Raw genomic sequence first — 12,681 nt, forward strand, 5'->3', positions numbered from 1 at the left:
ACGACACACGCCATCCGGGTCAAGCGTGAAACCGGCGTCGACGGCGATCAGACCCTATCGCGGTGCACGAAGCCCGCGCATCTCAGCGAGCGCCCGAGCGGCTCGGTCCTCCTCCGCCGGAGCTGCGATCCGCCGGCTGATTGCCCGGCTTTCTTCCAAATGCGCCACCGCCTGCGCCATGCGGCCCGTCGCGCGCTCCGTGAGGGCCAGGTCGTACAGCACGTCCGCCTCTTCACTCACGGCGTGAATGCGACGGATGACGGACAACGCGGCGACGTGCCAGGGCAGCGCCTCCTCGGCCCGGCCAGCCGAGCGGTGGGCCCTGCCCGTGCCGTTCAGGGCGATGGCCTCGGCCCTGCGGTCCCCCACGGCCCGCAGCACCGGAAGGGCGTCCTCATAGAGAGCGAGAGCCTCTTCGGTTTTCCCCAGGGCGTCCAGGACGCTCGCCAGATTCATGCGGAGGGTGGCTTTCTCCCGCCTGTTCCCCATTTCCTCCGCAACGTTTATCGCCTCACGGTAGGCCCTTTCCGCGGCCTCCGAGTCACCCATGCGCTGAAACAACTTCGCGGTGTTATTGAGGACACTGTAACGCCCTCGACCATCCCCCAGTTCCGTGAAATCGGTGAGCGCCAGGCTGAAGCATTCCAGCGCCTGCTGATTCTCCGCCAGGTGGAGATGGGCGATCCCCAGCATGTTCCGGCTGCGCGCCATCTGGCGTTTATTGTTTATTTGCGTAAGAAAATTGATTGAGTGCTGATGCAAGGTTCGCACCTGCGCGTACTGGCCGGTCTGCCACAGCGGGATCGACAGCTGGTGGATGCACTCGCTCTCCAGCTCCAGGTCGCCGAGGGCGCGTGCGGCCTCCAGGGCCTCGTTGGCGACGGAGATCCCCTCGGCGTAGCGGGCACTGTGGTTGTAGACGGCGCTGAGGTCGAGCAGAGCACGGGCCCGAGCCGCGCGGTCGGCGGCGGCGTCCCAGTGGTCGACGGCCCGCCGCAGCAGGGGCTCGGCGGTGACGAGATGTCCCTCCATCTCCAGGAAGCCGACCAACGCATGTACGCAGCAAGCGAGTTGGTGTTCCGTGCCGTGATCCGCCAGCCAGTCCAGCGTGTGCAGGAGATTGGCGCGCTCGGTGATCAGCCACTGTTCGGCCGTGTGCGCGTCGGCGAGTTCCGGGCCTGCCAGATCCGGACTTCCCGGGTCCAATTCGATGCGGGAGCGAAAGGGATAGGCCAGCCGGTCCGCCCGGTCCGCGGCCTGGACATAGTGATCCATCAGGCGGCGCACCGCTTGGCGGGAATCCTCCGCAGAGTCCTGATCACCAGTTTCGACCAAAGAGCGGGCGTAACCGCGCAGGAGATCGTGCATGGTGAACCGGTACGGGGATTTCTCGATCACAAGATGATGTATCAGTAGCTCTTCCAGCACCCGGCCGGCCGCATCACCTGTCAGCCCGGCGAGCGCGGCCACCGCGTACTGGTCGAACTCGCTCCCCGTGTGCAGCCCGATCCGCCGGAAGACCAGTTGCTGCTCCGCCGTGAGCGCCCGGTACGTCAGCGCGAAGACGTGGGACACCGACCGCTCACCGTCGCGCAGGTGGGCCAGCCGTGCGGCACGCAGCTGGCGCGACAGGTCGGACGTCGTCCAGGAGGGACGGGCCAACAGGCGGCTGGCGGCGATCTCGATGGCGAGCGGCAGATGACCGCACATCCGGACGATGTCCGCCGTGTCGGCCGCGTCGACGCCGCTCCGTGCCCCGAGCCGCCGGGTGAACAGCGCCATCGCGTCGTCCGGCGGCAGCACGTCGAGGGAGACCGGCCGTACGCCGGGCAGTCCCGGGAGCCGGCGACGGCTGGTCACGATGACCGCTGTCGGTGAGGCACCGGGGAGCAGCGGGGCGACCTGGTCGGAGGAGGCGGCGTCATCAAGGATCACGAGCATGCGCCGGTCATGGGCGACCGAGCGCCAGAGGGCGACCAGTTCGTCCGTCGTGTAGGGGAGTTCCTGGGAGTCCATGCCGAGCAAACGCAGGAGTTCGGTCAGAACGCGGGAGGGGGCCGTGGCCGTCCCGTCGGGGGAGCCGCCGCCCAGGGAGATGAAGAGGCGCCCGTCAGGGAACCGCTCCCGTAATCGATGACCGATGTGGGTGGCCAGCGCGGTCTTCCCCACGCCGGGCATCCCGTCGATCGCCTCGACGGTGACCACCACCGCCGACGCTCCCAGTCCCTCACAGAGTGCCGCGGTGAGCATGCGCACCTCGTCGCGGCGGCCGACCCAAGGGATGTCCCGGGGCAGGTTGTCCGGGACCCGGCGGGTGGGGCGGGAGGGATTCGCCCCGTCGCCGCCGTCCTTCCGGAGCAGGCCTGCCGCCGGGGTGCCGGACAGAATCCCCTGGTGGACGCGGTGCAGTCCGCGGCCCGCGTCGAGGCCGATGTCACGGACGACGCGCTGCCGCGTGCGCTGAAGCAGCCGGGTCGCCTCGGCCGTACGGTTGCTGCCGTGCAGCGCGACGGCCAGCCGCTCGGCGAGCGCCTCGTCGAGGGGGTGTTCCTCGGCCAGGGGCAGGAGCACCGGAACGGCGTCGGCGAACTTCCCCTCGCGGAGCAGGATCTCGGTACGGGTCATCGCGGCCACGAGCCTGGTCTCACCGACGGTGGCGCGCAGGTGCTCGGCCCAGGAGCCGGTGATCCCGGCCAGCGGCTCACCGTGCCAGCAGCGTTCCGCCCGGTCCAACAGCCGTAAGGCCGCCTCCTCGTCGCCGCTGACGACGAGGGACCGGGCCTGCTCCACCCAGCTCGTGTAGCAGCGCAGGTCGACCCGGTCCGGGTCGACGTGCATCACATAGGAGTTGGTGCGGCTGACGATCCGGGGGGCGTCGTCCCCGGCGATGCGCAGGGCGGCCCGGATCCGGCTCACATGGGCGTGCAGAGCCGGGCGGCTTTTGGCGGGCGGGTGGTCGTCCCAGATGCGGTGGACCAGGGTGTCCACGCTGACGGCGCGGCCCGCATCCCACGCGAGGGCGGCGAGGGCGACCCTGGACTTCGTCGAGCCGAGGTCACTTCGGCGGTCGCCGGCCCGTATCTCGACCGCTCCTGAGAGGAGTATCTCCAACTCCACCAGCGTCCTCCCGCCGGTACGGCCTGCTGTCTCCGGGACGGGAGCGTGTCATGAACCTCGCATGATGGACCAGACGGCGACTCCATGAGTCTCAATGAGTCTCAAATTGACCGATAAACCTTCGATTCCGTTCGTCTCGTGCCGAGAAGGGGGAGTGACCTTCGAGGCGTCGAGAGGAGTTACGCAGGTGGGAGCGTTCCCTTACGACGAGCTGGAGGTGTTGTTGTCGGCCATGGCCGCCCATGGTGCACATCAGGAGTCCCCCGCGTGGCACGAGCTGGCCCGGGTGGTGGGCATCGCGGCCCGCGCGGAGGCGGCGGTCGCCCGGCTCTGGCCACCTGCCACCGGGCTGCCGCGGGAGCAGGAGACAGCGCGCTGGCGGGAACTGGCGCAGGCGCTGACCGCGATCGCCACACGGGACGCGGCGACAGCGAGCGCGCTGACGGACTGGCTGCGGCGGCACGCGCCACCCGGTCCGGCGTCCTCCGGGACGACCGCCAACGTCATCGGCGGGAACGCCGTGCTCCACGGCCCCAGCGTGCAGGCCGGGAACATCCATGGAGGCATCCATTTCCACCCGCCGCCGGCGGCTCCCCCACCCCCTCCTCCCGTACCCCGGCAACTGCCGCCGGTCACCGCGCGGTTCCTCGACCGCGAGGCCGACCGGCGAGCCCTGGACGAGCTGCGCGCCCGGCATCCCGCGCACGCGCCCCTGGTCCTGGTCGTGAGCGGACTCGCGGGTGCCGGGAAGACCACCTTCGCCTGCCACTGGCTGCGCGAACACGCGAGCGGCTTCCCCGACGGCCAGCTCTACGCCGACCTGTCCTGGCAGTCCGATGCGGGGGACAACCGGCCCGCGTCCCCCGCGACGGTCCTGGAAGCGTTCCTGATCTCCCTGGGAGCACCCTCGGTACCGGCCGGGCTCGCACAGCGGAGCGCGCTCTGGCGCTCGTTGACCGCGCAACTGCGGCTGGCCGTCCTGCTGGACAGTGCCGTCACCGCCGCCCAGGTACGTCCGCTCCTGCCCGCCTCGCCCACCGGGCTCACCCTGGTGACCAGCAGGAACGCCCTGACCGGTCTCCGGGTGGACGGCGCGTACCTGCACCGTCTCGAGGGACTGCCGACCGAGTCCGCCGTCGAGCTGCTGGCCCTCGGCGGCGGGACGCGGGTGGCGCGGGAGCCCGCCGCAGCACACGAGGTGGTCCGGCTGTGCGGCCGTCTGCCCCTGACCGTCGGGCTGGCCTCCGCGCAACTCGCCGTGCGCCCATACCGGTCCATGTCCGCCCTGGCCGAGAGCCTGTCCCAGGGGCAGGGGGCCGCAGGGCAGCTGCACGTCGACGGAGAGGCCGTGATGCGTACCGCGCTCGACATGTCGTACGACGTACTGCCGGAGGAGAGCGCCAGGCTGTACCGGCGGATGGGGCTGCTGCCGACGGACCGTTACGACCTCATGATGCTGGCCGCGATCGCGGCTGACGGTGTGGGGACGCCGACCCTGGACGTGGTCGACACCGCCGTCCACGCCCTCGTCGAGGCCAACCTGCTGGAGGAGACGGGACCGGGCACCTACCGGTTCCACGACCTCGTCCAGCCGCACGCCCGTCGGCTCGGTGAGGAGAGGGACAACCGCGAGCAGCGCGAACGCACCATGCGCCGGTTCGTCGACTGGTGCATGGCCACCGCGGCCTCGGCGGAGCGGATCCTCACCCCGAGCCACCCCCTGCCCGGCCACGACCTCCCCGCGGACATCGTCGCGCCCACTCCCCTCTCCGGCGCGGAGGAGGCCCTGGCCTGGCTGGACACCCACCGCAACGGGTTGATGGGCGCGGTACGGCTCTGTGCTCGAGCGGGCTGGCACACGTCCTGCTGGCGCCTGGTGGACCTTCTCTGGCCGGCGGCCCAACGCTTCCGTGTCTCCGAGGTCTGGATCGAGGCGCATCGCCTCGGACTGGAGGCGGCCCGCCAGAGCGGTTCGCGACCAGGTGAGGGCCGCATGCTCACCTCCGGTGCGATCGGTCTGCGCGCCGCCGGACGGTACGAGGAGGCGGCCGGCTGGTACCGGCAGGCGCTGGAGATGGCCACGGCCGACGGGGACGCCCGACAGCAGGCGCAGGCCGTGAACGGACTGGGCCACATCAGCCTCCTGACCGGCCGGCTCGACGAGGCGCGTGCCCAGTTCGAGGAGGCGCTGCGACTGCGGGAGTCCATCGGCTACCGCCGCGGGGCCGCGCTCAGTCGGCTGCGCCTCGGCGAGACCGCCCTGGCCGCTGGCGACTTCACCACCGCCGCGGCTCAGCTCCGCCGGGCAGGGGACGATCTGGAGGCGATGGGAGAGGCGTACGAGGCCACCCGGGCCCTGGCCCGTCTCGGCCACGTCCTGGTCCGTGCCGGGGATCGAGCAGAAGGTGTGCGGCAGTTGTGTGAGGCGCTGGCGCGTTTCCGGGCTGGAGGCACCAGGTCGGAGTTCTGGGAGGCGCGATGCCTGGAGTGGCTGGGTATGGCCGCCGAGTCGGAGGGTGACCGGGAGCGGTCGGCTCACCACTACACGGCCGCCCGCGATCTCTTCCGTCGTCTGAGCCCCGCGGACGCCGAACGTCTGGACGACCGGCTGCGGCGCCTGTGACTCCCCGCGCACACGACCCCCGGCTCGACCGCCCAGACCCACCACAGCGCCTGACCGGCCGGACCGACAGGGCTCACCACCGCACCCTGCCGGCCCGGCCGATCAGGTCAACCGTCGCCGTACCCAACCGGTCCGGCCGGCCAGATCACCCCCAGGTCCGCGTCGCGACGCAGCGGAGCGCACCCGGTGGGCCTCCGGCCACGGCCCAGGCGTGGACCACCGAAGCGATGACCTGGGGTGAGACCGGAGCGCTCCGCTCGCCCTGCTCCCACCACGCCCAGCGCGCGCCCCCCACGGCGTCCCGCACACCCACGGCACACCCGGTGGCGGGGCCCGGCACCACGGCGGCGAGGCAGCCCGGATGGCCGCCGAGCAGTGCCCGCACTCGTCGGCAGGCCGCCGGACGCGGCAGCGGCACACGGCTCACGAGCACATCGGCCTGTTCCCTGAGGTCCGGCGTGCCCCGAGGCTCCATGTCGGCCCAGAGGTGCACATCGCACGGCAGCCAGCCGGGCGGGTGCGCACACGGCGACGGACACTGGTACCGCTGGCCAGCAGCTGAGGACGACAGCGCCTCCGATCGGACCACCGCCGGTACCCGCACCGCACCCGCACGCCAGACGACACGAACCAACTGGCCCGCATGGCCGACCGCGTACGGCGCGCCGAAGCACACCGTGGCCCACCCGGCGTCCGGCGCCAGGTCCCCCACGAGCGCGGACCGGGACGTCGGCTGCCCTGGCCGTCCTCGGCCCATCACACCGCTCCCCGGTCGGCCGACGCCTCCCACCAGGACAGCGGCGGGGGCGACGGCGGGGGTGCGACGAACGGCGGCCGGGCGGGTTCTCCCAGGCCCAGCAACCGGTAGACGACCGAGCGGACACGACTGTGGAACTCGCCCGGTACCGACGACAGCGAGGCGGTCACCTCGTCGTACTGCCCCTGCCGACGCGACCGCACCGCGTACTCCAGTTGCTCGGCCAGCGGATATCCCGGCGCGACCACGGGCGCCACCGCTGCCAGCAGCGCCGCCGGGGAGGAGGCCGACACCTCCCGCCGGGGAGCGGCCGTGAGCAGCAGCGTCGCACCCGTGAGCGTTCCGTAAACGGTCAGGGATCCGTGGTCACCGATGATCCAGTCCGCCGCGATCAGCACCGCCTGCCAGTCGGCTTCCGGAGGCACCACCGCGACTCCGCCCGCACGACAGTCGGCGAGCCATCCGCGCACTTGCCACGTGCCGTGCCCCGCGAAGACATTGGGATGGACCAGCATCGCGATCCGATAGCGGTCGCCCGGCAACTGGCTCAGCAGCTGCGGCAGCAAGGAGTCGAGCCGCTCGAACGTCGAAGCCGGTCCCCAGGTGGAGGTGACGACCACGAGCCGCTCTCTGGACCCGATCCCCAGCGCGCGCCGATAGTGCTCGCGCCGGGACTTCCCCGCGACGATCCGGTCGACGCATGGGTCACCCACGACATGCGCCACCTCGAGCGCCTCCGGACAGGTCCGTGCCAGTTCCGCCACGTCCCGTTCATGGGCATAACCGACCGCCGCCGGAAACAGGCGGCCCTCGTGCAGCAGATGCTGGCGACTCAGCATCCCCGGCACCCGAATCTCCCCCGGTGCGAGCAGGGTGGCGTCGGTGAGCGGCTTGATGTGCCCGGCGCCGTGCGAGACGCGTACGACCGGCGTCCGCAGCTGGTGCACTCCCCGAAAGCTCGCGGCCAGCGCCAGATCGAACTCGCTCCGCAGGGCTTCGTCCCACGGCACCGTGGTGATGCCCAGCCCTTGGAGGTACTGCTCGGCCCCGCCGCCGAAGGCATGCGGCGCCACGGTGAAGACCAGCTGAACGCGCCGGTCGGCCTCCATCAGCTCGAAGACCTCCCGCAGGCGTTGGGCGAACGTCACCGTGTGCGCGACGACCAGCACCCTCTTGCAGTCCCGTACGGTCAACCAGTGCCCCTGCTCGATCAGCGCTGGTCCAGTGGTTCTGACAGACATGCGATCCCCCATCGCTCGTCGCTGCTAGCGGCAGTCGGCGGAGGACTTGCCCGGCGGACACGGCACTTTCCTTGCAGGGTCCTTGCAACTCCCTTGCGCGGCCCGCAGGGCGGGCCCTGGCTCTGACGCCGGTCGGGGGCGCGAAGACAACCGGGCGGGGCGCGAAGACGCCGGGCGATGTGCCGCCGTACGCCCCCTCCACCCCTTTCGTTCCCCGGAATTAACCTCACTCCTCTTGGCGACTCCCCCTCTACGCGCGTAACTTGATCCGACTCCCCCCACATCACGACCACATCCCGACCACGCACCTGATGCACGAGGAGACGCCAGCGTGTCCAGAAACGTAGGAAGCAGACGGCGCGTGCGCCGTGCCGTCTACCCGGCGATATCCGTGGCGGTGGCGGGGGCGTTCGCCCTCACCGCGCTGCCCGCCGCGTACGCGGCACCGTCCAGCACCGTCGTGATCTCCGAGGTGTACGGCGGTGGCGGCAACTCCGGCGCCACCCTGGTCCGCGACTTCGTCGAACTCGGCAACGCCGGTACCGCCGCCTACGACCTGTCGGGCTACAGCGTGCAGTACCTGCCGGGCTCGCCGTCGGCGTCCTCGCTGTGGCAGGTGACCCCGCTCAGCGGGTCGGTCGCGCCCGGCGGGCGGTACCTGGTCGCCGAGGGCGCGGGCAGCGGCGGCACGGTCGAGCTGCCCACGCCCGACGCCACCGGCTCCATCGCGATGAGCGCCACCAGCGGCACCATCGCCCTCGTCTCCGGCAGCACGGCGCTCACCTGCAAGACCGCCGCGGACTGCGCCGCCGACAGCCGCATCGTCGACCTGGTCGGCTTCGGCAGCGCCGTCGTCCGCGAGGGCAGCGGCCCGGCCGCCGGTGCCTCCAACACCGCCTCCGTCGCGCGGGCCGCCTCGCTCGCCGACACCGACGACAACGCCGCCGACCTGGCCTCCGGCACGCCGACCCCGGTGAACTCGGCCGGTCAGGGCCCCGGTTCGGGCGGCGGTGACGACGGGGGCGACGACGGCGGCTCCACCGAGCCCGGCACCGTCCGGGTGCACGACCTCCAGGGCACCACCCGGCTCTCCCCGTTCAACGGGCAGACCGTGACCCGGGTCCCCGGCATCGTCACCGGCGTGCGCACCACCGGCTCGCGCGGCTACTGGATCCAGGAGCCGCAGGCCGACGCCGACGCCCGCACCAGCGAGGCCGTCTTCGTCTACACCGGGTCGGCCACGCCCACCGTGTCCGTCGGCGACTCGGTACTGGTGACCGGCAAGGTCACCGAGTACTACCCGAGCAGCACCAGCCAGTCGGTCACGGAGATCACCGGCCCCACCGAGACCGTGCTCTCCAGCGGCAACCCGCTGCCCGGCGCCGTCGTCCTGGACGCCGGCAGCGTCCCCGACGGCTACGCGCCCACCGCCGGCGGCGGCAGCATCGACGCGCTGCCGCTTGAGCCCGCCGTCCACGCCCTGGACTTCTACGAGTCCCTGGAGGGCATGCGGGTGGAGATCTCCGACGCCCGCGTGGTCGGCGGCACCACCGCCTACGACGAGGTGTGGGTGACGGTCAAGCCGCAGGAGAGCCCGAGCGCCCGCGGCGGCACCCTCTACTCCTCCTACGACCAGCCCAACACCGGCCGCATCAAGGTGATGTCGCTGGACACCACCACCGCGTTCCCCGAGGCGAACGTCGGCGACGAGCTGACCGGCACCACCAGCGGCCCTCTCGACTACGCCACCTACGGCGGCTACAACCTCCAGGCCACCACCCTGGGCGCCGTCGCGGACAACGGCCTCGAGCGGGAGGTGACCCGCAAGCAGTCCAAGAAGGAGCTGGCGGTCGCCACGTACAACGTGGAGAACCTGGACGCGCTCGACGGGCAGGAGAAGTTCGACCGGCTCGCCGAGGGCGTCGCCGTCAACCTCGGCTCGCCCGACATCGTCGCCCTGGAGGAGATCCAGGACGACAACGGCGCCGTCAACGACGGCACCGTCGGCTCCGAGGCGACCCTGGCCCGCTTCACCGACGCCATCCGCGCGGCCGGCGGCCCCCGGTACGCCTGGCGCTACATCTCCCCGGAGAACAACCAGGACGGCGGCGAGCCCGGCGGCAACATCCGCCTCGTCTTCCTCTACAACCCCGACCGCGTCTCGTTCGTGGACCGCTCCGGCGGCGACGCCACCACCGGCACCAGCGTGGTGAAGACGAAGAAGGGCGCCCGGCTGACGTACTCCCCCGGCCGGATCAACCCGACCAGCGACGCCTGGGACAGCAGCCGCAAGCCGCTGGTGGGCGAGTTCGAGTTCCGGGGCGAGAGCGTCTTCGTGATCGCCAACCACTTCGGCTCCAAGGGCGGCGACCAGCCCCTGCACGGCCGCTACCAGGAGCCGAACCGCAGCAGCGAGACCAAGCGCCACCAGCAGGCGGCCGAGGTCAACACGTTCGTGAAGTCGCTGCTCGCGGCCGACAAGAAGGCCAAGGCCGTCGTCCTCGGCGACCTGAACGACTTCGAGTTCTCGCAGACGGTCAGCACCCTCACCGACGGCAAGGTGCTCACCCCGCTGGTCGGCACCCTGCCCGCCGCCGAGCGCTACACCTACGTCTACGACGGCAACTCGCAGACCCTGGACCACATCCTGACCAGCCCGGCGGTCACCCACTACGACTACGACATCGTGCACATCAACGCCGAGTTCGCCGACCAGGCGAGCGACCACGACCCGCAGATCGTGCGGATCGACATCAGCAAGTGCAAGTAGCCCGGCGGCACTGAAGCGGACGGCGCCCGGACCCCGGTGGGGTACGGGCGCCGTCCCGCTTCCTCCGGTCAGCCGGTGCCCGCCAGCTTCTCCAGCTGGGCGGTGATCACGTCGTCGGGCGCGACACCCGCGTCCCGGTGGGCGGACCGGCTCTTCCAGCCGAAGACGGCGACGTTGGAGCCGCTGCGCACGACCTGGTACCAGAAGACCGTGCCGGACAGGTCACGCCGGTAGGCGACGGCCTCGTCGCCCGCGCCCGGCGCGGGGTCCGGCAGGGGCTCGACGGTCGGGTTGAGCCCGGTGTCGTCCTCGTAGCCCGCGGGGCACTGCTCGGCCGCCTCACGCACCCGGCTGAGGAGTTCCCCGGCGTCGGCCTCCGACCCGTAGGCGTACAGCTCGATGGTCGTGGCGGCCCCGGGGTCGGTCTCCGGGTGGACGGAGCGGGCTGCCGCGGCGACCGGTGCCGGTTCGGGGGAGCGCAGCCGGATGTCCTCGATCGGCTGGCAGACGGCCGGGTCGGCGGGCCGGCCCTTGCTGCCGAGGGCGCCGCCCTGCTGGAACACGGTGAACGTGTAGCCGGGCAGGTCGGGTTCGGTGATCGCGGCGCCCTCGATCCCGTCGGCGTCCAGCGGACCGCCGCCGCCCGCCTTCCCCGAGGTCCCGGAGGAGGCGCCGGTCGCGCCGGAGCCGCCGCCGTCCCCGCCGCCGTCCTCCCCGCCGCCGCACCCGGCCAGCAGCACCGCCGACGCCAGCACCGCCACGACCGCCGGAACCCGCCGCCGTACGCCCATCAGCACGCCCACTCCCCGACTCCTCGTCCCCCCGGCCTGGTCAGTGCCGAGGTCACACGAGGGACGACGGTGGCAGAATGCGCCGTGCGGGGGCGTCGGTGAAAACACGTAACCCCGCGACGCGCCCCACCGTCGAAAGGTCCCGGCGATGGCTGAACCGGCCGAAAGCGATGTCGCAGTCCGCGGACGCGGCGGCTGGGCACGCACCGTGCCCACCGACGAGGGCCACCGGGTCACCACGTTCGAGCTGTTCTTCGACCTGGTCTACGTCTTCGCCGCCACCCGTATCACCGGCTACATGGCCCATGAGCACTCGGCGCACGGCGTCGTCCAGGGCCTGCTGCTGCTCGCCCTGCTCTGGTGGACCTGGTCGGCGTACACCTGGCTCGGCAACCAGGCGCGCGCCGACGAGGGGCTGCTGCGCGCCGGGATGGGCACGGCGATGGCGGCCATCTTCGTCGTCGCCCTCACCGTCCCCGAGGCCTGGCACGACATGGCGGGCGGACTGTACGGACCGGTCGTGCTGGTCTGCGCCTACCTCGTGGTCCGCGTGATCCACCTGGTCGTCTACAGCGCCGCGGCGACCGCCGTGCACGACGCCGGACTACGCCGTCAGGTCGCCGTCGCCTGGCCGCCGCTGCTGCTCAGCGCGGCCCTGCTGATCGCCGGGGCACTGCTGGGCGGCCGTACCCAGACCCTGCTGTTCGCCGCCGCGCTGGCCGTCGACTGGGGCATCGTCTACCTCACCTCCCGCGGCGGCGACTGGCGGGTGCACAGCGCCGGCCACTGGTCGGAGCGGTACGGGCTGTTCATGATCCTGGCCATCGGCGAGTCCATCGCCGCGATCGGCGTCGGCGCCGCCCAGCACCCGATCAGCACCCAGCTGCTGATCGGCGCGGCCATCGGCATCGCCATCGCGATCGGCCTGTGGTGGCTGTACTTCGACATCCTCTCCCTGGAGGCCGAACACCGCCTCGCCCGGCTGCGCGGCAGGCCCCGCGCCCGGCTCGCCATGAGCGCGTACTCGTACGGCCACTATGTGATCGTCGCCGGGATCGTGCTGACGGCGCTCGGCATCGAGGGCGTCCTCGAGCACTCCGAGGACGGCAAGGGACTGGGCGGCTTCTACGGCACGGCCCTGTGCGGCGGCACCGCGCTCTACCTGGCCGGTCTGCTCGCCTTCAAGAGCCTGACCGGCATCGGGCTGAGCGTCCCCCGGCTGGTCGCGGTCCTGGTGCTGCTCGCCCTGATCCCCGCCGCGGCGGCGCTGCCCCCGCTGGCCGGGCTCGGGTGCGTGGCGCTGGTGCTGACCGCGCTGATCGTGGTGGAGGGCGTCCGGTACGCCGACGTGCGGCGCGACCTGCGCGGCGCGTAGGCACCCC

General features: G+C 71.9%; 7 protein-coding genes. 3 read left to right on the forward strand and 4 right to left on the reverse strand.

From position 1 onward, the window contains the following. Positions 1-54: 54 nt before the first annotated feature. Positions 55-2,838, reverse strand: coding sequence for a tetratricopeptide repeat protein (locus KBY47_RS26720; RefSeq protein ID WP_374103115.1), 2,784 nt, complete (start codon positions 2,836-2,838; stop codon positions 55-57). Positions 2,839-3,304: 466 nt separating this feature from the next. On the opposite strand from KBY47_RS26720, the gene KBY47_RS26725 reads away from it, so the two are divergent. Then, complete coding sequence (locus KBY47_RS26725; protein ID WP_308405295.1) at positions 3,305-5,740, forward strand: tetratricopeptide repeat protein; 2,436 nt, start codon at positions 3,305-3,307, stop codon at positions 5,738-5,740. A 145-nt stretch (positions 5,741-5,885) separates the two neighbouring features. On the opposite strand, the gene KBY47_RS26730 is transcribed toward KBY47_RS26725, so the two are convergent. Together KBY47_RS26730 and KBY47_RS26735 are read right to left on the reverse strand one after the other, a co-directional pair. Then, the gene (locus tag KBY47_RS26730) at positions 5,886-6,173 is read right to left on the reverse strand and encodes a hypothetical protein (protein WP_210925209.1); all 288 of its coding nucleotides are present in this window, start codon (positions 6,171-6,173) and stop codon (positions 5,886-5,888) included. 323 nt (positions 6,174-6,496) lie between these two features. Then, positions 6,497-7,750 carry a hypothetical protein gene (locus KBY47_RS26735; protein WP_374103116.1) on the reverse strand — a complete coding sequence of 418 codons (1,254 nt, stop codon included), beginning with the start codon at positions 7,748-7,750 and terminating at the stop codon, positions 6,497-6,499. Positions 7,751-8,099: 349 nt separating this feature from the next. On the opposite strand from KBY47_RS26735, the gene KBY47_RS26740 reads away from it, so the two are divergent. Then, on the forward strand, positions 8,100-10,508 hold the full coding sequence (locus KBY47_RS26740) for an endonuclease/exonuclease/phosphatase family protein (RefSeq protein ID WP_374103117.1): 2,409 nt from the start codon (positions 8,100-8,102) through the stop codon (positions 10,506-10,508). A gap of 68 nt (positions 10,509-10,576) precedes the next feature. On the opposite strand, the gene KBY47_RS26745 is transcribed toward KBY47_RS26740, so the two are convergent. After that, the gene (locus KBY47_RS26745) at positions 10,577-11,311 is read right to left on the reverse strand and encodes a hypothetical protein (RefSeq protein WP_210925213.1); all 735 of its coding nucleotides are present in this window, start codon (positions 11,309-11,311) and stop codon (positions 10,577-10,579) included. Between the two features lie 136 nt (positions 11,312-11,447). Between KBY47_RS26745 and KBY47_RS26750 the strand changes: the two genes are divergently transcribed. Next, positions 11,448-12,674: a low temperature requirement protein A gene (locus KBY47_RS26750; RefSeq protein WP_210925215.1), complete on the forward strand. Its 1,227-nt coding sequence runs from the start codon at positions 11,448-11,450 to the stop codon at positions 12,672-12,674. Positions 12,675-12,681 lie beyond the last annotated feature (7 nt).

The sequence above is a fragment of the Streptomyces sp. B93 genome (assembly GCF_018070565.1).
Classification (GTDB): Bacteria; Actinomycetota; Actinomycetes; order Streptomycetales; family Streptomycetaceae; genus Streptomyces.